Raw genomic sequence first — 21,046 nt, 5'->3', positions numbered from 1 at the left:
GCTGCTATAAAAACTGAGTACCCCTGGGAACGAGAATCCACATGACTCAGTTGCCGGCCTACGAGCAGTTGCCCGCCGCTCAGGGAGTCGCCAGCCAGAAGAAGGCTCTGCGCGCCGCCGGCGTGGTGCTGGTGGCCGGCCTGCTGCTGACGGCGCTGCTGGGCTGGAATGTGTGGCGCAATGCCCGCATGGCGCTGGAACAGCAGTTCGTCCTCACCGCAAATGAGCGGATAGATCGAGTCCGCGAGCGGCTATCGACGCAACTGAGCGAGCTGGAGTCGATTCAGCGCTTCTTCGAGAACTCCGAGAAGGTGTCCCGCGAGGAGTTCGAACACTTCGTCAGCCCCCTGCTGGGCGATACCCTGGGCTATGCCTGGCTGCCGCGCGTGGAGCAGCGCCAGCGCGAGTCATTCGAAGCCAGCGCCCATGATGCCGGCATGCTCGATTACATGCTGTTCGAGCTCGACCTGCAGGGGAGGCCGATCCCGGCGCAGGTCCGCGAGCGCTATTTCCCCGTCCTCTATGGCGCCTCCGAGTACCTGGAGGAGATGCCCCTTGGCCTGGACCTCAACTCCACTTTGCCGGGCCGGGAGCTGACCCAGCGCGTGATGAAGTCTCGTTCCGTTGCCGCCTCGATGCCTGTCGTCCTGCCCGGCGCACCGCCTGCGGACTCCACCGGCTTGTTGCTGGCCGCTCCGCTCTACCGGAATAGCGCGACTCCCAGCCCGACGGCGGAAACGCGCGTCGGCATCCAGGGCATCCTGCTGGCGGCGATCAGTTATCGACTGCTCATCGAGCAGGGATCGGAAGGGCATGGCGAGCAATTGGCCTTGACCCTGCGCGATGCCAGCGACCCCCGTCCGGACGTGCCTCTCTACCGCAGCCCGGTGACGGCGGACCAGACGGCGGGCTTGGTCTCGGAGCTCCATCTGCCATTCGCCGGTCGCGACTACCTGGTACGTGTCGAGCCTTCCAGTGACTTCCTGCGGCGCAATCAGGGACACCCGCAGCTATGGGTGGTGTTCGCCGGTGGGCTGACCTCCGTGTTGCTGGCCGGCTATGTGCTGGCGCTCCTCGGTCAGCGCCAGCGCGCCCTGCAACTGGTGGGCGAGCGCACTGCCGAGTTGCGCGCCAACCAGCTGGAGCTGCAGGAGAACCAGGCGCGCCTGCACTTCGCCATGGACAGTGCCGGCCATGGCGTCTGGGACTGGAGCCTGGATACCGGAAATGTCTTCTACTCCCATGCCTGGAAGGCCATGCTCGGCTACCGCGATAGCGAGGTCGGGGCGACGACCGAAGAGAGCCTGAGCCGGGTCCATCCGGAGGACAAAGACGCACGCTGCGACGCGCTGCGCCGGCATCTTCGCGGCGAATCGTCGCTGTACCAGAGCGAGCACCGGCTGCGTTGCAAGAGTGGACGCTGGCTCTGGGTGCTCGATCGCGGGCAGGTAGTCGAACGCGACAGCGATGGCTCGCCAAGACGCATGATCGGCACCCAGACCGACATCAGCTCGCGCAAGGCTGCCGAACTGGAACTGGGCGAGGTGAACAGCCGGCTGCATGGCCTGCTCGATGCGGCGACCCAGGTTGCCATCGTGTCCACCGATCTGCGCGGGTTCGTGCGCAGCTTCAATGTGGGTGCCGAGCGCATGTTCGGTTACAGCGCCCAGGAGGTGATCGGGCGCCCGGTGCCGGAGAACGTCTTCCTCAAGGATGAAATCCGCCGGCGCGGACAGGACCTGTCCAGCATCCTGGGCCGGGAAATACGCGGCTTCGAAGTGGTCGGCGCGCTGGTTGGCGAGGGCCACGAGGAGCATGAATGGACTTGCATTCGGCGCGATGGGCGGCAGTTGAAGATCAACCTGATCATTACCGGCGTCCGCGATTCGGCCGGCAACACCACGGGCTATCTGGGGATCGCCACCGATATCACCCGACGCAAGGAGGCGGAGCTGGAGCTGCGGCGCCTGTCGGTCACCGATGCACTCACCGGCATCCACAACCGCCGCTATTTCAAGGAGCAGCTGGACCAGGCCATGGCGCGCTGCTCGCGTAGCGGTGAAGCGCTGTCGCTGGTGATGTTCGACATTGATCACTTCAAGGACATCAACGACCGCTTCGGCCACGAGGCGGGCGATATCGTGCTGGTCACCTTGTGCCAGCGCATTGCGCAGCGCCTGCGCAAGGTGGACGTGTTCTGCCGCATTGGCGGGGAGGAATTGGTGGTGCTTTGCCCGGGGAGTACCACGGAGCAGGCCTGGCAATTGGCTGAGGCGTTGTGGCAGGCCCTGCGCGGCCAGCCGATGGAAGGCGTCGGCGTGGTCACGGCGAGCTTCGGGGTGGCGTCCTGGTGTCCTGGCGAGAGTGCGGACGACCTGATGCGCAAGGTAGACCGCGCGGTGTATCGCGCCAAGCGCTTGGGCCTGGATCGTCTGGAGCGAGTGGAGGCCTGAAATGAAAACCCCGGCCACTTGGCCGGGGTTCGTGTGGGGATCAGCCCTTGGTGCTGCTGTAGAGGTCCAGCAACACCTGGTCGAGGATCGAGGAGGCGCCCCACGGCCGGTTGCTGTTGAGGATCGCCACCACCACCCAGGTGCGGCCATTGGCATCGCGGCTGAAGCCGGCAAGGGCGCGCACGGTGTTCAGGGTGCCGGTCTTCACGTGCGCTTCGCCGGCCATGGGTGTGCCGCGCAGGCGTTTGCGCATGGTGCCATCCTTTGCCACGATCGGCAGCGAGGAGATGTACTCCGCGGCGTACGGGCTGTGCCACGCGGCCTGCAGCATGGCCGCCATCTCGCGGGCACTGACGCGCTCGTCGCGGGACAGGCCCGAACCATTTTCCATTACCAGGTGGCTCGCGGTGATGCCCTTGCGCGCCAGCCACTGGCGGATCACCCGCTGGGCGGCCTTGGCGTCGTCCGCATCGGCGCCGTTGCGGTACTGGCGACCAACCGAGAGGAACAGTTGGCGGGCCATGGTGTTGTTACTGTACTTGTTGATGTCGCGGATGATCTCCACGACATCCGGGGACATGGCGCGGGCTACCAGGGTTGCGCTTTTCGGCACGGTGCCTTCGCGGTCCTTGCCGAGGATGCTGCCACCCAGTTCCTGCCAGATGCCGCGCACGGCGCCGGCGGTGTAGGCCGGATGCTCAAGCAGCGACATGTACGTCTGTGCGCTGCAGCCCTGGGGAATCTGCCCGGTGGCGACCAGCGAGGTGCCGTCGAACTGAGTCACCGGATTGAAGCGCAGCTTCGGCCAGGCCGGGCAGGCGGCGGGCTTGCTCACCTGGATCTGGTTGTCGATGCGTACGTTCGCCAGCGGCGGGTCCATCAGTACGGTGGCCTTGCTGCCTTCGGTGCGAATCACCAGGCGCACGCTCTTCAAGTTGACCATCAGTGAGTCGGGGCCGACCAGGAAGGGCTTGTTGTCGTCGCCTCCGTCGTCGTTGAACACTGGCAACTGCGGAATGTTGAAGTAGCTGCGGTCCAGCACCAGGTCGCCGGTGACCGTGCGCACGCCGTTGGCGCGCAGGTCGCGCATCATCAGCCAGAGCTTCTCCAGATTCAGCTTCGGATCGCCGCCACCCTTGAGGTAGAGGTTGCCGTTGAGGGTGCCGTCCTTGAGCTGGCCGTCAGTGTAGAACTCGGTCTGCCACTGATAGGTCGGGCCGAGCATTTCCAGAGCGGCGTAGGTGGTGAACAGCTTCATGGTCGACGCCGGGTTCACCGAGACATCGGAGTTGAAGTAAGTGGCGTTGCCGGGGCCTTCCAGGGGAATCATCACCAGCGATAGGGCGTCATCGGTGAGCTTGCTGGCCCTCAGCGCTTTCTGGACGCGCTCGGGCAGGGTGGTGTTGATCTGGGCAACGGCCGGCAAGGCAAAAGGCAACAAAGTAGCGAGAGCGAGGACGCGCAGAGACTTGAACATAGAAAAGATGACATCCCAGTGGTCGGGCATTGACTTGAAAAAATGAAAAGATGAAGCGCAACACTACAGATGAAATACTCCCTGTTGTGTCGGGAGCTGCGGCACATTATGCCGCAAGCCGTTCCAGTATGCGCAGGCGTTCGAGTGCCAGTCGTCTCGGCGAAGCGCTGCGGGACCTGGCTGGCGCAAGTTCGGATTGGTTAGTACACACAAGTTCATCCAGTGGCGAAAGCCCCCAGTGAAGGAGAGATTCAGATGGCTCCCCATCGTTCCCGCCGTTTACGCAAGAAGTTGTGTGTCGATGAGTTCCAGGAGCTCGGATTCGAGCTGAGCTTCAAGTACAACGAAGGGCAGGGCGAGGATTCTGTCGGTGCCTTCATGGGGCGTTTCGCTGCTGACGCCGTAGAACCCAATGATCTGGTCTACAGCGGGTGCGACGAATACGGGTTCATCTGCCTGGCCCGGCGCGGCTCAGTCACTTCGCAGCAGCGCGAGCTGATCGAGGGGTGGCTGAAGCAGCAGCCTGAATTGGCGGGGTTTACCGTCAGCCCGCTAGTCGACGCGTGGTACCCGGACCAACCGGTCAATCCGCCCGTCCGCTGAGCAGGATATTCTCGTCCGACTCCAGGGCGCGCATCAGCGCCCTTTGATCGAGTGGCTTCGACAGGCAAGCCAGATTGGGCGTGCCACGCGCTCTGAGCGTCTGCTGCAGGGCTCGTAGTTCTTCTTCGTCGCGGCTACTGAGCAGGATTGTCTGGCGAACACTGCCTGCGCCGGCCAGTTCGCCGGCCAGTTCAATACCATTAGTGTCCGGAAGATTGATGTCGCAAAGCAGCAGGTCGAAAGGCTCATTGCGCCGGGCACACGCGTCTCGTGCTTCGGTGGCATCCATTGCGGGAGTCAGTCTGAAAAAGCCCAGTCGGTTCAAGTGCATCTGTACGGCAAAGAGTTGGAAGGGATGATCCTCGACAACCAGAATGCTGAGTTTGTTGTTCTGCACGGAAGTGGCTCCAGGAAGTAGCGGGCTGCGTTCGGTGTTACCAATTGACTAAGTCGTGTGTTGCGCACATTTCCGAAATTGGGCTTCTGCTTTCGCTGAGTTCAATTATGTTCAGGTGAATTGGATAGTTGTGCATGGGTTCGGATGTTCATTGCTAATGAGTTGGGGTCATATTGTTAATTGAGTCTGCCTGTTTAATTTGAAAGTGGGTGTTTTTTAACTTGCGCTTTCTGGTTTGCGTTGATTTGTCTTTTTGGATGTTTTTATCGGCTGGTTGATGGGCGCATTAAAACTCCTTGGTACTCTCTAGTTGACTTTTCGGTCAGCTGGAATAGCTGGCGTGCTTTTTGAGGGCTGGCTATTGGCGAATGTGATGAAGCCAGCTTTTCGAGTGCTTGACGCTGATTTTTTGCCGCTCCGGGCAGGATGCGGCACGCGGCCGTGCAGGCGTAATGATTGTCCTAGAGCCTTTCTTTTAAAAAATCGGGATGCTCTGAAGGAGTCGTTTATCTGCAATTTGAGTGATGAGAATTTGATTGAGTGGCGGGTCCGGAAAGTGTTTTCTGTAATGAAAAGGCAGGGCGTACAGAGATGCCCCCTGGTTTTTTCAGGAATCTAAGTAAGCTTGCCTACCGTTTGACGTCGGAATCTTCGTGCTCAGTGTCTGTGAAAGTCCAGGTGCTTAGGTTTGTTTGTAGGAATTATTTAGTTGTTGCGTAGGAAAATCCTCTAATGATGAATATTGAGGGTGGGCAATCTCGACAGAATAGGCTCGACATATATCTTACCGATGACGAAGGAAATCCATTTCGACGGGTCTGAGGAAGGAAGCTGATGAGCAAGGTTCTAATTGTCGATGATCACCCAGTCATACGCATGGCGATGCGGGTGCTGTTGGAAAAGGAAGGCCACGTCATCGTTGGTGAGACCGACAACGGCGTGGATGCACTTTCGCTTGTCAAGGACCTGATTCCTGACTTGGTCGTTCTGGATATCGGCATCCCCAGGCTCGATGGCCTGGAGGTGATCAGCCGCATCTCTGCCTTCGAACTGCCGCTCAAGGTACTGGTGCTGACCGGTCAGAGCGCTTCGCTGTTCGCCATGCGCTGCATGCAGGCCGGTGCTTCGGGGTTCGTCTGCAAGCAGGGTGGCCTTGCGGAGCTGATCAGCGCGGTCAACGCCGTGGTTGCCGGTTACAACTATTTCCCCAGTACCGCCGTTCGGCAGACCCGCCGCAACAACGGCCAGATGGATGACCAGGAACTCATCCAGCGCCTGTCGGACCGTGAGATGGCCGTTCTCCAGTATCTCGCCAACGGGTATTCGAACAAGGAAATCTCCGAGCAGATGTTCATCAGCAACAAGACGGTCAGTACTTACAAGACCCGTCTTCTGCTGAAGCTCAATGCTCATTCGCTGGTCGATCTTATCGAGTTCGCCAAGCGAAACGCCTTGGTTTGAGGTGTGTGATGGGCCGCTTTCGCTGTCTCATTGGTGTGTTACTACTTATCTGTTGCCGATGGGGGATGGCGGAGCCGCTTGACTGGACCTCGATGAACCTACTGGCTCGTTCGGCGGACGAGCCGGTCAAGGTGCAACTCAACGATGCCGATTGGCAGTGGCTGAGGGAACATCGCACGCTGCGGCTGGGGGTCACAGCGCCGGATTACGCGCCCTTCGACATCACTGCGAGCAGAACGGATCTGGAGGGCATCACTGCCGACTTCATTGGAATCATCGGCGATACCCTCAACGTCAGAGTGGAAGTAAGGCGCTTCGCCGATCGCGATACCGCTGTGAGGGCACTGGCTCATGGTGATATCGACCTGCTGAGCCGCGCAACGAGTTACGAGTTGGCTGAGCCTGGGGTCGTGCTTTCGCGCCCTTACTTCGTCAACCAGCCGGTGGTGATCGGGCCGGAAAGCGTCCGACTGGAAAGTCCGGAGCAACTGGCAGGCAAGCGCATCGCGGTGGTCAGTGACTACTTTTCTGCGCAGGAGCGTGAGAAGTACTTCAGTGGTGCTTCACTGCAGCCTTATCAGTCGATACGCAGGGCACTCGAAGCCGTCGCCTTCGGTCAGGCGGACCTGTACGTCGGCGATGCCTTCAGTGCGCAGTACCTCATCAGCCAGGGGTACCTGGCCAACCTCAAACTGCTCAACTTCGCGAGCTTCGATGGCGAAGGTTTCAGTTTTGCCCTCAACGCATCCGATCATGCGTTGCTGAGCATCATCGATCGCACCCTGGACGCCATTCCCCAGCAGACCGAAAACGCGATCCAGCGTCGCTGGAACCCTGGCGGTGCCTTCTCCATTGGCAGCCAGCGATTGATCCTGACGCCTCAGGAGCAGCGATGGCTCGATCGTCATCCGCGGCCTGTCGTGCTGATTGATCAGGCCTTGGCGCCGGTGTCGTTCTTCGACGCACAGGGGCAATTCCGTGGCATTACGGCCGACTTGCTCGATCTTATCCAGGCCCGCACCGGACTCGATTTCGATGTACGGCCCGCGCCCAGTGTTTCCTCGATGATGGACCGGGTGCGCGCCGGCAAGGCCGACGTCATCGGGGCATTGGCGCCCACTGTGGAGCGAGAGGAGTTCCTCGGCTTCACGCGTCCGTACATGAGCACGTCCTTCGTCGTGGTGGTATCCAGCCATACCGACTGGCTGCATTCGCTTGCTGATCTCAATGGGCGTTCGGTGGCGGTGCCGCGCGGTTCGGTCGTGGCGGAGTTCATGCGCACGCACTACCCGCAGGTGCATATCGTCGAGGTGGAAAGTAACGTCGATGATCTGCCGATGATCAGCGAAGGCAGGGTGGATGCGGGGATTCATCTATTGTCGTCCGCCAACTATCTGATCTCCCGTTATTACCCCGACCTCAAGGTTGCGCTGGCACTCGATCAGGAGCCTGGGCAGGTCTCGCTCGCCGTGTCGCAAACGGATCCCGAACTGCTGAGCATTCTGAACAAGGCCATCCTGGCCATTTCTCCCGAGGACATGAGCAACATCGTCATGCGCTGGTCTGCCAGCGTGGAGAGGCCGGATAGCGTCTGGCAGGGTTACCGTACACAGTTCGTCCGACTCGCTGGCGTCGCCGCAGCCTTGTTGCTCATCGCTCTGCTGTGGATCTGGCGGTTGTGGCTCAAGGTGCGGCGCCGTCAGGACTCCGAAAAGGAGCTCAATTACCGCCTCGAATTCAAGCGAGCGCTGATCGACGGTATTCCGCAACCGGTGGCCGTGCGTGATCGAGAGGGGCGCCTGATCACCTGCAACGTTGGCTTCCTCAGGGATACCGGGATGGCTCGTGACACAGCATCCGGGACGCGCGTGAGCGATTACTTATGGCTGTTGCCCCAGGACACGCAAGCTCTGCAGCGAATTCATCAGCAGGCCATGGACCAGGATGGCAAGGCGGAGTCGGATCTGATTCTTCAGATCCATGGCGATGTCCGCGAAATTCATTACTGGGCGACGCCCTATCATGGGCCTGGCGGTGAAGTTTCCGGTGTGGTCACCGGCTGGATCGACGTGACCGAGCGCGAACGGCTGCACCATCAGTTGGAAGCTGCCAAGGAGCAGGCCGAGGAGGCGAACCGCGCCAAGAGTACATTCCTTGCGACCATGAGCCATGAGATCCGCACCCCCATGAATGCGGTGATTGGAATGCTTGAGCTGGCCCTGACCCGGGCAGGGCAGGGGCATTGGGATCGCGAACCGGTGGAAGTGGCTTATGACTCCGCGCGGTCTCTGCTGACCCTGATCGGCGACATCCTGGATGTGGCCAAGATTGAATCCGGACGCCTGACATTGATGCCTGAGCGCGCGCACCTGCGTGAGTTGGTGGAGTCCGTGGCTCGAGTGTTCGATGGGCTGGCTAGGCAGAAGGCGCTGGAGCTCAGACTGGAAATCGAGGCGGACGCTGCCTGCGATGTACTGATCGATCCGTTGCGGTTCAAGCAGATCCTGTCGAACCTGGTGAGCAATGCCATCAAGTTCACCGATGTTGGGCTGGTACGTATCCACGTGTTTGGTGAGCGTGTCGCTGGCGACCGACTGGCTCTTGAAGTCAGCGTGAAGGACAGTGGCATCGGGGTTTCCGAAGAGGATCAGCGCCAGTTGTTCGAACCCTTCAGCCAAGTGGCCCGAAGCAGCCTCGCAAGCCGCGGCGGCACCGGATTGGGGCTGACGATCTGCAGAAAACTGGCGGAAATGATGGGAGGCACGGTTCGCATGGAGAGCCGCGCTGGCGAGGGGACAACGGTCATTGTCCGGCTGCTGCTCCAGACGCTCGAAAGCGTCCCCGAGGATGAGTCAGCTTCGGCACCGGATATCCCGGCTTCTGCCCATGCATTGCGAGTGCTAGTGGTCGATGACCATGCGGCAAACCGCCTGCTGCTGTCGCAGCAGCTGGAACACCTGGGACACCAGGTCGAGGTTGCTGCAGATGGTTCCCAGGCATTGCAGCAGTGGCATCCGGGTGATTTCGACCTGGTCATCACCGACTGCAATATGCCGGTGCTTAACGGCTATGACTTGGCTCGGCGGATTCGCGAACTCGAGCAAGAGATGGCGGCTCAGTCTTGCGTTATCTACGGATTCACGGCCAATGCTCAGCCCGATGAAGTGGATAACTGCCGGCGGGCGGGCATGGATGATTGCCTGTTCAAACCCATCGGCCTGGATAACCTGCGCATGAGACTGGAAACCGTGCCAAAGATCACCACACCCGTTGAGTCTGAAGCAGAAGGCGAGGGTCAGAGCGCCGGTTTCGACCTCAAGGCTCTGCGCGAGATGACTGGTGGAAATCCGGGCTTGATCAGGCGTTTGCTGGAGGAACTGTACAGCAGCAATCGGATCGATATCGATCAGGTCCGCCCCCTGTGGGAGGCTGGCGACTGGAAGCAACTGGCGGACCTTGCCCACCGCATGAAAGGGGCGGCGCGTCTGGTCAACGCTGACGTTCTTCAGGATCTTTGCTGCAAACTGGAAGGCGGTTGCAAGGACGGGCTCGGCAGCAAGGAGTTGCGCGCCCGAGCGCTGGCTGTGGAGCAGGCCATGGCTGTCCTGCAGGACAGCCTGTTGCAACAGCTGCAGGAACTGGCCGCCTAGCCTGCGCGGCTGCTTCAGCTGGGGCTGGAGCGGCCGGTCATTTCGCGGGCCATCTCGGTGGCGTAGCTGTCGGTCATCCCGGCGATGAAGTCGATGACCCGCAGAAAGGCGCGATAGAGCGTCCAGTCCGGGTCCGGTGCGTTATTACCCAGCAGGTCCAGAATGCGCTGGTTCTTGAACGACAGCGTGTTCTGCCCGTATTGCTCCAAGGCGGCGCCGCAGAAAGAGTTCAGCAGAATCTCCAGGGTCGTATAGGCGCCGATCTCGTGCAGGGTCTTGCGCTTGTCCTGGAATATCTTCTCCCGCGCCATGCCCTTGGCCCGCTGCACGCAGCGCTTGGCGGGGCCATGCATGTGCTCCACCAGATCGCCTTGCAGGGTGCCGGCGAGCAGAGCCGGTTCCTGTTCGACGAAAGCTCGTGCGGCGGCGTTGGTCAGGTGCTCGATGGCCTTGCCGCGCAGGATGGCGAGCTTGCGCCGGCGTGAGTCCTTCGGGCCAAGCTGGCGGTAGGTTTCCGGTAGGTCATCTCCCACGAGGTCGAGCAGCAGTGACTCGACTTCCGCGTAATCGAGCAACTCCATTTCCAGACCGTCTTCAAGGTCGATCAGGCCATAGCAGATATCGTCGGCTGCTTCCATCAGGTAGACCAGCGGGTGACGCGCCCAGCGTTCGTCCTCCAATTGCGGCATACCGAGCTTGTGGGTGATTTGCTCCAGCAGCGGAAGTTCGCTGCGATAGCAACCGAACTTGTGCTTCTTGTAGCCGAGGGAGTCGGCGTGGCGCGCCGTCCAGGGGTACTTCAGGTAGGTGCCGAGGGTGGCATAAGTCAGGCGAGTTCCACCGTCAAACTGGTGGTATTCGAGCTGGGTAAGGACGCGGAAGCCCTGGGCGTTGCCTTCGAAGTTCAGGAAGTCGGAGCTTTCCTCATCGCTCATGCCATCCAGCCAGCCGCGCCCGGCGGCCTGCTGGAACCAGTGGCGGATGGCATCCTCGCCGGAATGGCCGAAGGGCGGGTTGCCGATATCGTGGGCGAGGCATGCGGACTGCACTATGACGCCCATGTCTCCCGGGTCGCACCATTCCGGAAGGCGGTCGCGGAGGATTTCGCCGACGCGCATGCCCAGCGAGCGGCCGACGCAGGCCACTTCCAGGGAGTGGGTCAGACGGGTGTGGATGTGGTCGTTGCTCGATACCGGGTGCACCTGGGTCTTGCGCCCCAGGCGGCGGAAGGCACCGGAGAAGATGATGCGGTCGTGGTCCTTGTGGAAGGCGCTGCGGCCGAGTTCGGCGCTGCTGTGCACCGGTTTGCCGAGGCGCTCCCGGGGGAGCAGGGTGTGCCAATCCATTCTTCTTTCCGCGATCAAGAGAGTTACCGGCAACGCTAGCTGTTCGCACCGGTAATCTCAATCGCGGCGCTAGAGGCCTTCGGCATCGATGTCGATGAGCAGAAGGCGTCGCCCCTGGTCGATGAACTGGCCGGCCGTCATGCAGTACTGGTTGGTAGTAGCGTCGCGGTAGGTGTTGGACAGGGTGAGGCGGCGTTCCTCCCAGCCTTCGGCGAGCAACTGGTAGAAGTACGGGCGCCAGGACCAGTTATGGCCAAGGTAGCGACGGTTCTCCTTCCAGAACAGGCCGTTCCATTCCAGGTTCGGCGAAGTCTGGGTGCCGTGACGGTCGCACTGGTAGATGCGCAGCAGGCGGCTGAAGGATTCCGGCGCCGGCGGCAGGCTGCTGAGCATGGCGCCGCCTTCGGCCCAGGGGCGCAGCATGTTCATCAGCTCGGAGAGTTGTTGCCGCAACTGGATGAGGTTGGCGCGCTCCTGCAGCTTGCGATTCACGTAGTGGTCGCGGCGCTGGGCAAAGGCATCACGGAAGGCGTCGCTGGGCGGGAATTCCAGCGCCGGTTTGGCGAACAGGAAACCCTGCACATAGCGCGCACCGCACTCCAGGGCGAAGTCCATTTCCTCTTCGGTTTCCACGCCCTCGGCGATAATCCAGCAACCGGTCTTCTCGGCCATCTGCGCCAGGGCCTTCACCACTTCGCCGCTGGGGCCGCCGCGGGCAGCCTCCTGGAACAGGCGCATGTCCAGCTTGAGGATGTCCGGTTGCAGCGCCAGAACGCGGTCCAACTGCGAGTAGCCGGCACCGAAGTCATCGATGGCGATGCGCGCACCGGCATCCCGATAACGCGCCACTACCTCCGGCAGGCGCTGGTGGGCGCCGCCCAGTTCGGTGATTTCGAAGACTACGCGCTCCGGCGGTACGCCTTGCTGTTGCAGTTGCTTGAGGCTGGGCAGTGGCTGGTTCGGGCGCAGGCGGCTGATCCAGCGTGGCGAGATGTTCAGGCTGAGGAACCAGTCTTTGGGCGCTTCGTGAATGCGGGCGAGGGCGGCATCGCGGATCTGCCGGTCAAGGCGGCGCAGTTCGGCCAGGCCGACTCGCGGGTTGAAGAACAGCGGGCCGACCGATTGCAGGTCGCCGTTATCCTGGCGCAGCCGTCCCAGTGCTTCGACACCGGCGATCAGGCCGGTCGCGGTGTCTATGAAGGGCTGGAAGCAGGCGATGGGTTGCCCGTCGATCAAGGGACACATCCTTAGTGGCGTGACAGGAAGCGCAGTGGCGCGGATTCCTGTCACATTGCAAGAATGTGGCCAGTCTAGACGTCAGAGGTGCGTAGAGGGGGCGGGTGGGTCCTGATGCTCGGGCTTGTTGCGCATCTGCAGGACGATCGGGACCAGGGCAATGCCCAGGCGCAGCAGGCGTGCCCAGCGGCGCTTGCGACCGAACAGCAGTGCCAGGGCTGCGGCGCCGCCAGCGCCCCACAGCGGGAGATTGCCGCCCAGTCCGCCGCGTAGGCTCTGGCCGACATGGCGAGCCTGTTTCAGGGGTTGCAGCAGCAATTCACCTTCCTGGCGAATCTGCTGGCGCTGCATCTCCAGGCGCAGGCGGACGATGGCCTTGCGCAGTTCGGCCCGGCTCAGGTTGCGGGCATCCGGCATTTCGCTCATGGCAACAGGCGCTCCCGGTCGCGGGCCAGTTCATCGAGGGTGGCACTGAAGGGCGAGCCTTCGTCGGTGACCAACAAGTGCAGCCGCCAGGCGCACAACAGGCTGCCGCCGACATAGAAGAGGCACAGGCCGATGGCGGCCTGCAGACGGTAGCTGTCCCAGAAGACAATCAACACCAGCACCGACAGCGCAACCAGCAGGAGCAAGGCGAAGACCAATGCGAGTCCAGCCATCAGGAGCATCTGTACGGTCCGAGTCTTCTGCTCCTGCAGCTCGATGCCCAACAGTTCGACGTGGCCGTGCAGCAGCCCGAGGGCTGCGGCGCCGAAGCGCCGCAGGGAAGGAGAGTTGGCCGAGGACTTCGGCCCGGCGTCCATTCCGTCGCTCATGGATCAGCGCCGGCTGACCAGCAGGCCAAGGAGGAAGCCCACGCCGGCGGCTATGCCGACGGCCTGCCACGGGTGGTCACCGACATAGTCCTCGGTGGCGTCCACGGCGGCCTTGCCCTGGTCGCGCACGGAGTCCTTGGTGGAGTAGATGGCGTCGCGGGCGCGCTTGAGGCTCTCGTGGATCTGCGCGCGCATCTGGTCGGCTTCGGCGCCAGCCAAGTCGGCAGAGCTCTGCAAGAGTTTCTCGGTGTCGCTGACGAGGGCCTGGAATTCGGCCAGGAGTTCATCCTTGGCGGCGTTCACTGCAGTCTTGCGAGGCATGTGATGCTCCTTGTGCGGGTTGAGGTTCCTAGTTTTCGAGCCCCAGGGGCGGAGGAAAGTTTCTCATAAATTCACCACGGGGCCGCTCTCGCGTGCGAGTTGAAGCCTAGCCGCTGTTTGTTCCCGCGGTGGTATGCCACTTGCATTTCTCTGGTGCGCATGGAGAGCCGAGCGCCCCACGGCGGGGCGTTCCCGGTATCGGAAATGGCTGGGAATATGAGCTCAAACCACTGAAAAACATAAGGAAGTACAGGAAATTGCAACGCTGGTCGGATGGCCCGTGGGCCACTCTGGTTCAGCGCTCGGCTCCTCTGTGGTGCGCCGCTGCTTCAGCGTGGTGCGACTCGGGGTCGCCGCGAGCCGTTTTGGTGCTTTCCCCTTGACCTCCGGGGCTGCCTGTAGCGATGGAAAACCTCAATAGTGCCGTAGAGACACTGGTCCACGGCTCCAACACGCTGTTCCTCCTGATGGGCGCGGTCATGGTGCTCGCCATGCACGCTGGCTTCGCTTTCCTGGAAGTGGGTACGGTGCGCCTGAAGAACCAGGTGAACGCCCTGTCGAAGATACTCTCGGACTTCGCCATCTCCACCCTGGCCTATTTCTTTATCGGCTACTGGATCGCTTACGGCGTCACCTTCCTGCAGCCGGCGGCGACCCTGGCGAATGAAAACGGCTACGCGCTGGTGAAGTTCTTCTTCCTGCTGACCTTCGCCGCAGCGATTCCCGCGATCATCTCGGGCGGCATCGCTGAGCGGGCGAAGTTCGGGCCGCAGTTGATGGCGACCGCACTGATCGTGGCTTTTGTCTATCCGTTCTTCGAGGGCCTGATCTGGAATGGCAACTTCGGTTTCCAGGATTGGCTGAAGGCCGAATTCGGCGCGGCCTTCCATGATTTCGCCGGCTCGGTGGTGGTGCACGCGTTTGGCGGCTGGCTGGCGTTGGCGGCTGTCGTACTGCTGGGGCAGCGCAATGGCCGTTACCGCGAGGGTCGACTGGTCGCTTTTGCGCCGTCGAACATTCCGTTCCTGGCAGCGGGTTCCTGGATTCTTATCGTCGGCTGGTTCGGCTTCAACGTGATGAGCGCGCAGTCGCTCGCCGGCGCCAGCGGGTTGGTAGCGGTGAACTCGCTGCTGGCGATGGTCGGCGGTACCGTGGCGTCGCTGCTGGTCGGCCGCAATGACCCTGGTTTCCTGCACAACGGCCCGCTGGCCGGGTTGGTGGCAGTCTGCGCCGGCTCCGACCTGATGCACCCGATCGGCGCCCTGGCTACCGGGATGGTGGCAGGTGCCTTGTTCGTCTGGGCCTTCACCGCGACCCAGGTCCGCTGGAAGATCGACGATGTGCTCGGCGTCTGGCCGTTGCATGGCCTGTGCGGCGCCTGGGGCGGCATCGCCTGTGGCATCTTCGGCCAGCAGGCGCTTGGCGGTCTGGGTGGTGTCAGCCTGGCCAGCCAGGCGCTCGGCACGCTGCTGGGCGTAGTGGTGGCCTTTGCTGGCGGCCTGCTGGTGTACGGCCTGGTGAAGTCGGTTGTAGGCATCCGCCTGACGAAGGAAGAGGAGTACTACGGCGCCGACCTGTCGATCCACAAGATCGGGGCGCTCAGCCAAGACTGAAGGATATTGTAGGAGCGAGCTTGCTCGCGAACGCTTCGCGCCGGAGTGGCGGTAGAGAGGTTCGCGAGCAAGCGCGCTCCTACAAAAGAGCAAGAAAAAGCCCGGCGGATGCCGGGCTTTTTCGTCATGCCGTGTGGGTTACCAGAGCGGCATGGTGTAGCTGACGATCAGACGGTTCTCGTCGTAGTCGTTGGTGTAGTTGGTGCGCATGGTCGCGTTACGCCACTTCACGCCCAGGTTCTTCAGCGGGCCGTCCTGGAAGACGTAGGCAATGTCGGTGTCGCGCTCCCATTCCTTGCCTTCGCCGTCGGTGGTGATCAGGTCGATGTTGTCGCCTTTCACGTAGCGGGTCATGAAGGTCAGGCCGGGAATGCCGAGGCCGGCGAAGTTGTAGTCGTAGCGCGCCTGCCAGGATTTCTCGTCCTTGTTGGCGAAGTCGCCGATCTGGATGTAGTTCACCAGGTAGGGGTCGGTACCGTTGATGTAGGCGAAACCGGTGTCGCCGCTCATCTTCTGGTAGCCGACGCCGAAGGCGTGGTAGCCCAGGGCATAGGTGAACATGGCGTTGAGCGCCTTGTTGTCGACGTTGCTGCCGCCGTCGTCATCGGACTTGGCCCAGCGGATGTCGGACTTCAGCGATTGCTTGTCGGCGATCGGCAGTACGTGAATCAGGCCCAGGTAGTGCTGCTTGTAGATGTCTTCCAGGCCGCCGTAGTGGTAGCTGGTGCTCAGGCTGTCGGTCCACTTGTAGGTGAGGCCGCCGAACAGGAATTTGTTGCTCGTGGTGGCATCGCCCAGCTTGATGTTGCGCTTGCCGCCGCCGGTGATGGTCATGTCCTCGTAGTCCGAGGAATCGCGCTGGTTGACCTGGTAGAGGCGGCCGCCGTCGACGGTCAGGCCGTCGAGTTCCGCGGAGTTCAGGGCGAAGCCGCTGAAGGTCTGCGGCAGCAGGCGGGTGTCGTTGAATTGCACCACCGGCATCTTCGGCATCAGGGTGCCGCCCTTGAGGGTGGTCTTGGACGCACGCAGCTTGGCAGTAACGCCCAGGTCGCCGTAGCTGTCCTCGGCGCGCTTGTCGCTGGAGGAGCGCTGCAGCAGGCCGGTGCCGCTGCGGTCAGGCGAGGAATCGAGTTTCAGGCCCAGGGTGCCCAGGGCATCGACGCCGACGCCGATGGTGCCATCGGTGTAGCCCGATTCGTATTTGAGGATGAAGCCTTGGGCCCATTCCTCGGCCTTGTTCTGGGCAGGGGCCGGGCTGTCCTGGCGGAAGTCGCGGTTGAAGTAGAAGTTGCGCAGTTCGACGGTGGCCTTGCTGTCCTTGATGAAGTCAGCGTGGGCGAGTGTCGGAAGGATAAAGCTGGTACCCAGCGTGGACAAAGCCACGGCACGGGCGATCGGGGTCTTGCTCATTGTTATTGTCTCCTCGAGCGCTTGGGGCAGTTTGATGATGCCGACTGGATCAGGGTCGGCATGTCAATCTGTTACAGCCTATCTACTAAATCATTACCGAATGTTGACGACTCTTAGACCTTAGTCGCTGATTAGTAAGCTGGCTATTGAAGCGCCGAGCGGCGGCTGGCGTGGCTTTCACTGTACCCAGTGGGGGAAGTAGCCGAGTTTGTCCTGCACCTGGGCGTCATGGGCGGGCACCACAGTCAGTTTTGGATAGGCAAGCATCAGTTCGTGCACGCGGGCCACTTCGGCCAGGGTCTGGTCGCGGTCGGTGTCCACCAGCTTGCTGCTGACCCAGAACTTTTCGCGGGGGCCGGTGAAGCCGGACAGGCGCCAGGTGGTGTCGCCGCTGAAGAAGAAGCGCCGACCGTCATCGAGGGTGATGAACAGCCCGACCGAGCCGGGGGTATGGCCGCGCATGGGGACCAGTACCAGGCTGCCGTCACCGAACAGATCGAGGCTGCGGTCGTAGCTCAGGAAGGGGCCGGAATCGAACTGGAAGGGCACCCATTTCACCGGATGGCGGAACTGGCTGGGGAATACCGCCGGCGGCTGGGCGATGTGGGCGTAGTTGATCTCGTCATAAGTTGCCCAGACCGGGACTTCAGGGAAGTCCGACAACGCCGAGGCATGGTCCCAGTGGGCGTGGGACAGGATGATCCGATCGATACCAATGCCGCTGCCCTGCAACTGATCGCGCGCCGGTTTCAGGCCTTCGTACTGGAACAGCGGTTTGTCCCACCAGGGCATGTCCTGCTTGAACTGCGCATCCGCCTGGCTGCCGAGCCCGGTATCGAACAGCAGCGTCGCGGCGTGGTGCTGAATAAGCACGGCGGTGTGATTGAGCGGGACCTTTCGCGTCCACTCGCCGCCGGCCACGGTGAACGCATCCAGGGTGGTGACGCCGGAGGTGCGGATCAGCGAGAAGCGCAGGTCGGCAGCCTGGGCGTTCAGGCAGGCAAGGGCGAACAGCCCGACCAATAGCAGAGATGGCAGACGCATCGGAATTTCCTTTTCGTGGAGCGGAAGGGGGGGCGCCGCCGCATGACTGGCGGCGCGGACTATCAGAAGAAAATCAGAAGGCGGGCTGCGCGACGTAGCCGGGCAGGGCGCGCACGCGGGCCAGCCAGTCCTGTACGTAGGGGTAGCCGGACGGCTCCAGGCCTCCTTCCGGCGCCAGGGTGACATAGGGGTAGATGGCAATGTCGGCGATGCTCGGCTCGGTCGTCTGCGCCAGCCAACGGTGATCGGCCAGGGTCGTATCCAGCAGCTCCAGGGCATGGCGGCCCTTGGCCTGGGCGGCGGTCAGATCTCCGGGCCGCTTGAACAGCTGGATCACCCGCGCCATCGCCAGTCCGTGCTGCACCTCGTTGGCCGAGAAGCTCAGCCAGTTGGCGATGCGCCCCTGGGTAGCGGCATCCTGCGGGTACCAGTGCGGCTCGGCGTACTGCTGGGCGAGGTAGACGAGGATGGCGTGGGAATCACCCAGGCGCAGCTCGCCATCCTCCAGCGCCGGCACCTGCCCGCGCGGGTTGATCGCCAGGAAGGCAGGGCGTTTGTGCGCGCCGCCCTGCAGGTCTACTGGCACCAGCTCGGCCTTTTGACCGATGAGCCCGAGGAACAGGCGAACCTTGTAGCAGTTACCGGAAAGCGCGACGTCGTGGAGTTTCATGGCGAAAGCCCTGTGCATTGTTGTGGAAGCGGCGGAATAGATATTAGACAGACAGGTCTGTATAGTTCAAGGGGAAAAAGCACCCGCCAATCGGTATCCGCGCGAGCGCCTCCAGCAACGTTCAGGCTCCCCATGGGCGCCGAGGCTCGCGCATAATGTTCGGTCAGGAGGTAATGCCATGGCATCCAGCAAACGCGAGCTGTTGCTCACCACCGCCCAGGACCTGTTCTACCGCGAGGGCTATCACGCCACCGGTATCGACCGAATCCTTGCCGAGTCGGGCGTCGCGAAGATGACGCTGTACAAGCACTTCAAGTCCAAGGACGAGCTGATCATGGCGGCGCTGGAAGAGCGCCATGCCCGCATGGTCGAGCGCATGGAAGAAGCCGAGCGCATCCTCGCACCGCGCGAGGCGATCCTGGCGGTCTTCGATGGCTTGCAGGAAGTACTCAACGGCCCGGACTTCTGCGGTTGCGCCTTTATCCACGCCGCCGGCGAGTTCCACGACCGCGAACATCCCATCCACCAACAGGCCGCCGAGCACAAGGCCTTTCTCGGCCGCTTCTTCGCTGCCCAACTGTCACGATTGGGGGCAACGGAGCCCGAAGCCCTGGCCCGCCAGCTGCAATACCTGCTCGAGGGCGTACTGGTGATGGCGCACATGCAGGGGCCGGCCCAGCAGGGGCGAGAAGCCCGCGCCGTGGCCGACACGCTGCTCAAGCATGCCGGAGTCTGAATCCATGTCGCCAACCCTGGAGTCCTCCATGCCCCCGGAATGCCAACTCTTCGGCACCCTCGGCTGCCACCTCTGCGAAGTGGCCGAAGCGGTGCTGATGCCCTTCGTCGAGCACGGCCTGCTGGTCGAGCTGGTGGACATTGCTGACCGCGAGGATTGGGTCGAGCAGTACGGCCTGACCATCCCCGTGCTGCGCCGCTGCGATTCTGGCGCCGAGCTCAACTGGCCCTTCGACGCGCAGCAGGTCGCCGCCTTCCTCAGCCGCTGATGTCTTCGGCGGCTTCCCCCTCCTCAATCAACCGATGCGAGGCGCATTGCAATGAAGATCGGATTTCTCGGATTGGGCGGCATGGGTGCCGCCATGGCTGCCAACCTCATCAAGGCCGGCCACCAGGTCGTCGTGTGGAATCGCTCACCCGGCGCCGCGGAGCCGCTGGTGGAACTGGGCGCCATCGCCGCCGCCACGCCCGTGCAGGCTTTCGACGTCGAACTGGTGATCTCCATGCTGGCCGACGACGCGTCTACCCGCACGGTGCTGCTGGATAGCGGCGCTCTGGCTTCGGCCAAGGCGGGGTTGGTGCACCTGAGCATGGCCACGCTGTCCACCGCCTTCGTCGGCGAGCTGATCGAGCTGCACCGCGAGCAGGGCGTCGAATTCGTCGCCGCGCCGGTATTCGGCCGTACCGACGTTGCCGCCGCCGGCAAGCTGAACATCCTGGTGGCTGGCCCCGAAGCGGCCATCGCCAAGGCGCAGCCGATTCTTGATGTGCTGGGGCAGAAGACCCGGCCGCTGGGCGACGACCCACTGCGCGCCGTCGCCGTGAAGATCGCGGGCAACTTCATGATCGCCAGCGCCATCGAGGCGATGGGGGAGAGCGCCGCCCTGGTGAAGACCTACGGCGTGGCGCCGGGTGAATTCATGGAGATCATGGGCAGCACCCTGTTCAACGCGCCGGTGTACCGCAACTACGGCGCGCAGATCGCTGAGCAGCGCTTCGATCCGGCTGGCTTCCGCCTGGTACTGGGGCTCAAGGATGTCGGCCTGGCGCTGTCGGCTGGACATGAGCAGCGGGTGCCGCTGCCGCTGGCCAGTCTCCTGCGGGACAACCTGCTGGAGTCCATTGCCCACGGTGATGGCGAACTGGACTGGAGCGCCCTCTCTCAGGTGGCGCTACGCAAGTCCGGGCAGCTCTGATTCGCCCATGAAAAAGCCCGTCCTCATGGACGGGCTTTTTTGTGTCCGCGAATTCTTCCTCTGAGGAAAATCGCAGGCAATAAAAAACCCGCCGTTAGGCGGGTTTTTCGGGATTTGGTCGGAGCGACTGGATTCGAACCAGCGACCTTCTCGTCCCGAACGAGACGCGCTACCAAGCTGCGCTACGCTCCGTTTGATGGCGCGCATTCTACCGAAAAACTTTTGATGCACAAGGGGTTAGCGAAAAATTTTTGAAAAATTTTTCGGCCCCCCCATGAAAACACAAACGCCCCGCAGACCGATCAAGGCCTGCGGGGCGTTTTCACCACCGGGAGAATCAGAGGTCCTTCACGGTCCGTACCTGATCCTTGTTCACACGGGCGGTTTTGCCATCCAGCTGTTCGAACTCATAGAAGCCGGATTCTTCGTCGTACTTGGGTTTGTCGACCGACTGAATCTCGCGTCCATCGTTCAGGGTGATGACGGACGGGGTGGAGCAACCAGCGAGCACGCTAAAGCCCAGGGCGAGCAGGAAGGCGGGAAGCATCCGTTTGTTCATGGGTGAATCTCCTGATGAGCGAACATAAAAGTACGAAAAGTCTGACCGGGAGCTTTGCAG

The 21,046-nt window shown here is 62.1% G+C and carries 19 protein-coding genes and 1 tRNA gene; 8 read left to right on the top strand and 12 right to left on the bottom strand.

Going from position 1 to position 21,046, the window contains the following annotated elements; genetic code table 11:
• Window positions 1-41 precede the first annotated feature (41 nt).
• A complete protein-coding gene (locus ACNFH5_RS18415; RefSeq protein ID WP_416748362.1) occupies window positions 42-2,453 on the top strand; it encodes a diguanylate cyclase in 2,412 nt (803 codons plus the stop codon).
• Window positions 2,454-2,493: 40 nt separating this feature from the next.
• Here the strand turns inward: ACNFH5_RS18415 and dacB are convergent, their stop codons facing one another.
• Window positions 2,494-3,930: a D-alanyl-D-alanine carboxypeptidase/D-alanyl-D-alanine-endopeptidase gene (gene dacB / locus ACNFH5_RS18410; protein ID WP_416748360.1), complete on the bottom strand. Its 1,437-nt coding sequence runs from the start codon at window positions 3,928-3,930 to the stop codon at window positions 2,494-2,496.
• Between the two features lie 255 nt (window positions 3,931-4,185).
• On the opposite strand from dacB, the gene ACNFH5_RS18405 reads away from it, so the two are divergent.
• Window positions 4,186-4,533: a YggL family protein gene (locus ACNFH5_RS18405; protein ID WP_416748358.1), complete on the top strand. Its 348-nt coding sequence runs from the start codon at window positions 4,186-4,188 to the stop codon at window positions 4,531-4,533.
• Here the strand turns inward: ACNFH5_RS18405 and ACNFH5_RS18400 are convergent.
• On the bottom strand, window positions 4,514-4,930 hold the full coding sequence (locus ACNFH5_RS18400; RefSeq protein ID WP_416748356.1) for a response regulator: 417 nt from the start codon (window positions 4,928-4,930) through the stop codon (window positions 4,514-4,516). The two genes, ACNFH5_RS18405 and ACNFH5_RS18400, sit on opposite strands and share 20 nt — an antisense overlap.
• 834 nt (window positions 4,931-5,764) lie before the next feature.
• Between ACNFH5_RS18400 and ACNFH5_RS18395 the strand changes: the two genes are divergently transcribed.
• Window positions 5,765-6,391, top strand: a complete 627-nt coding sequence (locus ACNFH5_RS18395) for a response regulator transcription factor (RefSeq protein ID WP_236170933.1) — start codon at window positions 5,765-5,767, stop codon at window positions 6,389-6,391.
• 92 nt (window positions 6,392-6,483) lie between these two features.
• Window positions 6,484-10,041: a transporter substrate-binding domain-containing protein gene (locus ACNFH5_RS18390; protein ID WP_416748354.1), complete on the top strand. Its 3,558-nt coding sequence runs from the start codon at window positions 6,484-6,486 to the stop codon at window positions 10,039-10,041.
• Window positions 10,042-10,055: 14 nt separating this feature from the next.
• Here ACNFH5_RS18390 and ACNFH5_RS18385 read toward each other — a convergent pair whose 3' ends face one another.
• The 5 genes from ACNFH5_RS18385 to ACNFH5_RS18365 form a co-directional block, all read right to left on the bottom strand.
• Window positions 10,056-11,387 (bottom strand): deoxyguanosinetriphosphate triphosphohydrolase, encoded by a 1,332-nt coding sequence (locus ACNFH5_RS18385; protein ID WP_416748352.1) that lies wholly within the window; start codon window positions 11,385-11,387, stop codon window positions 10,056-10,058.
• A gap of 69 nt (window positions 11,388-11,456) precedes the next feature.
• Entirely contained in the window at window positions 11,457-12,623 is a 1,167-nt protein-coding gene (locus tag ACNFH5_RS18380) for an EAL domain-containing protein (RefSeq protein WP_416748350.1), read from the bottom strand.
• A gap of 81 nt (window positions 12,624-12,704) precedes the next feature.
• Window positions 12,705-13,049: a hypothetical protein gene (locus ACNFH5_RS18375; RefSeq protein ID WP_416748348.1), complete on the bottom strand. Its 345-nt coding sequence runs from the start codon at window positions 13,047-13,049 to the stop codon at window positions 12,705-12,707.
• The gene (locus ACNFH5_RS18370; RefSeq protein ID WP_089285716.1) at window positions 13,046-13,426 is read right to left on the bottom strand and encodes a phage holin family protein; all 381 of its coding nucleotides are present in this window, start codon (window positions 13,424-13,426) and stop codon (window positions 13,046-13,048) included. The genes ACNFH5_RS18375 and ACNFH5_RS18370 overlap by 4 nt, the downstream gene beginning before the upstream one ends.
• A gap of 15 nt (window positions 13,427-13,441) precedes the next feature.
• Window positions 13,442-13,759 carry a DUF883 family protein gene (locus ACNFH5_RS18365; RefSeq protein WP_045211754.1) on the bottom strand — a complete coding sequence of 106 codons (318 nt, stop codon included), beginning with the start codon at window positions 13,757-13,759 and terminating at the stop codon, window positions 13,442-13,444.
• Between the two features lie 404 nt (window positions 13,760-14,163).
• Here ACNFH5_RS18365 and ACNFH5_RS18360 point away from each other — a divergent pair, with 404 nt between their 5' ends.
• Window positions 14,164-15,372 (top strand): ammonium transporter, encoded by a 1,209-nt coding sequence (locus ACNFH5_RS18360; protein ID WP_416748346.1) that lies wholly within the window; start codon window positions 14,164-14,166, stop codon window positions 15,370-15,372.
• Window positions 15,373-15,510: 138 nt separating this feature from the next.
• Here the strand turns inward: ACNFH5_RS18360 and ACNFH5_RS18355 are convergent, their stop codons facing one another.
• From ACNFH5_RS18355 to ACNFH5_RS18345, 3 genes are all read right to left on the bottom strand, one after another.
• The gene (locus ACNFH5_RS18355) at window positions 15,511-16,782 is read right to left on the bottom strand and encodes an OprD family porin (RefSeq protein WP_416748344.1); all 1,272 of its coding nucleotides are present in this window, start codon (window positions 16,780-16,782) and stop codon (window positions 15,511-15,513) included.
• Window positions 16,783-16,959: 177 nt separating this feature from the next.
• The gene (locus ACNFH5_RS18350; protein ID WP_416748342.1) at window positions 16,960-17,826 is read right to left on the bottom strand and encodes an MBL fold metallo-hydrolase; all 867 of its coding nucleotides are present in this window, start codon (window positions 17,824-17,826) and stop codon (window positions 16,960-16,962) included.
• A gap of 73 nt (window positions 17,827-17,899) precedes the next feature.
• Window positions 17,900-18,496, bottom strand: coding sequence for a glutathione S-transferase family protein (locus ACNFH5_RS18345; RefSeq protein WP_416748340.1), 597 nt, complete (start codon window positions 18,494-18,496; stop codon window positions 17,900-17,902).
• Between the two features lie 178 nt (window positions 18,497-18,674).
• Between ACNFH5_RS18345 and ACNFH5_RS18340 the strand changes: the two genes are divergently transcribed.
• From ACNFH5_RS18340 to ACNFH5_RS18330, 3 genes are read left to right on the top strand one after another with little or no spacing between them, the layout of a single operon-like run.
• Window positions 18,675-19,232, top strand: coding sequence for a TetR/AcrR family transcriptional regulator (locus ACNFH5_RS18340; protein WP_416748338.1), 558 nt, complete (start codon window positions 18,675-18,677; stop codon window positions 19,230-19,232).
• Between the two features lie 28 nt (window positions 19,233-19,260).
• Window positions 19,261-19,500 (top strand): glutaredoxin family protein, encoded by a 240-nt coding sequence (locus ACNFH5_RS18335; protein ID WP_416748674.1) that lies wholly within the window; start codon window positions 19,261-19,263, stop codon window positions 19,498-19,500.
• Between the two features lie 51 nt (window positions 19,501-19,551).
• Entirely contained in the window at window positions 19,552-20,427 is an 876-nt protein-coding gene (locus ACNFH5_RS18330) for an NAD(P)-dependent oxidoreductase (RefSeq protein WP_416748336.1), read from the top strand.
• A 115-nt stretch (window positions 20,428-20,542) separates the two neighbouring features.
• Here the strand turns inward: ACNFH5_RS18330 and ACNFH5_RS18325 are convergent.
• Both ACNFH5_RS18325 and ACNFH5_RS18320 read right to left on the bottom strand, forming a co-directional pair.
• Window positions 20,543-20,619 (bottom strand) — tRNA-Pro (locus tag ACNFH5_RS18325).
• 145 nt (window positions 20,620-20,764) lie between these two features.
• The gene (locus ACNFH5_RS18320) at window positions 20,765-20,986 is read right to left on the bottom strand and encodes a YgdI/YgdR family lipoprotein (RefSeq protein ID WP_081519426.1); all 222 of its coding nucleotides are present in this window, start codon (window positions 20,984-20,986) and stop codon (window positions 20,765-20,767) included.
• Between the last annotated feature and the right edge of the window lie 60 nt (window positions 20,987-21,046).

The organism is Pseudomonas sp. NY15435 (assembly GCF_048068295.1).
In the GTDB taxonomy this organism is placed as follows: Bacteria; Pseudomonadota; Gammaproteobacteria; order Pseudomonadales; family Pseudomonadaceae; genus Pseudomonas.
Note: the sequence above shows the minus strand (reverse complement) of the source record. Positions and strands in the feature narration are given on the sequence as shown.

Bases quoted from the DNA above. Each gene is read 5' to 3' on its own strand.
- ACNFH5_RS18415 (WP_416748362.1), top strand. From the start codon at position 42: ATGACTCAGTTGCCGGCCTACGAGCAGTTGCCCGCCGCTCAGGGAGTC.
- dacB (WP_416748360.1), bottom strand. From the start codon at position 3,930: ATGTTCAAGTCTCTGCGCGTCCTCGCTCTCGCTACTTTGTTGCCTTTT.
- ACNFH5_RS18405 (WP_416748358.1), top strand. From the start codon at position 4,186: ATGGCTCCCCATCGTTCCCGCCGTTTACGCAAGAAGTTGTGTGTCGAT.
- ACNFH5_RS18395 (WP_236170933.1), top strand. From the start codon at position 5,765: ATGAGCAAGGTTCTAATTGTCGATGATCACCCAGTCATACGCATGGCG.
- ACNFH5_RS18390 (WP_416748354.1), top strand. From the start codon at position 6,484: ATGAACCTACTGGCTCGTTCGGCGGACGAGCCGGTCAAGGTGCAACTC.
- ACNFH5_RS18385 (WP_416748352.1), bottom strand. From the start codon at position 11,387: ATGGATTGGCACACCCTGCTCCCCCGGGAGCGCCTCGGCAAACCGGTG.
- ACNFH5_RS18375 (WP_416748348.1), bottom strand. From the start codon at position 13,049: ATGAGCGAAATGCCGGATGCCCGCAACCTGAGCCGGGCCGAACTGCGC.
- ACNFH5_RS18370 (WP_089285716.1), bottom strand. From the start codon at position 13,426: ATGGACGCCGGGCCGAAGTCCTCGGCCAACTCTCCTTCCCTGCGGCGC.
- ACNFH5_RS18365 (WP_045211754.1), bottom strand. From the start codon at position 13,759: ATGCCTCGCAAGACTGCAGTGAACGCCGCCAAGGATGAACTCCTGGCC.
- ACNFH5_RS18360 (WP_416748346.1), top strand. From the start codon at position 14,164: ATGGAAAACCTCAATAGTGCCGTAGAGACACTGGTCCACGGCTCCAAC.
- ACNFH5_RS18355 (WP_416748344.1), bottom strand. From the start codon at position 16,782: ATGAGCAAGACCCCGATCGCCCGTGCCGTGGCTTTGTCCACGCTGGGT.
- ACNFH5_RS18350 (WP_416748342.1), bottom strand. From the start codon at position 17,826: ATGCGTCTGCCATCTCTGCTATTGGTCGGGCTGTTCGCCCTTGCCTGC.
- ACNFH5_RS18345 (WP_416748340.1), bottom strand. From the start codon at position 18,496: ATGAAACTCCACGACGTCGCGCTTTCCGGTAACTGCTACAAGGTTCGC.
- ACNFH5_RS18340 (WP_416748338.1), top strand. From the start codon at position 18,675: ATGGCATCCAGCAAACGCGAGCTGTTGCTCACCACCGCCCAGGACCTG.
- ACNFH5_RS18335 (WP_416748674.1), top strand. From the start codon at position 19,261: ATGCCCCCGGAATGCCAACTCTTCGGCACCCTCGGCTGCCACCTCTGC.
- ACNFH5_RS18330 (WP_416748336.1), top strand. From the start codon at position 19,552: ATGAAGATCGGATTTCTCGGATTGGGCGGCATGGGTGCCGCCATGGCT.
- ACNFH5_RS18320 (WP_081519426.1), bottom strand. From the start codon at position 20,986: ATGAACAAACGGATGCTTCCCGCCTTCCTGCTCGCCCTGGGCTTTAGC.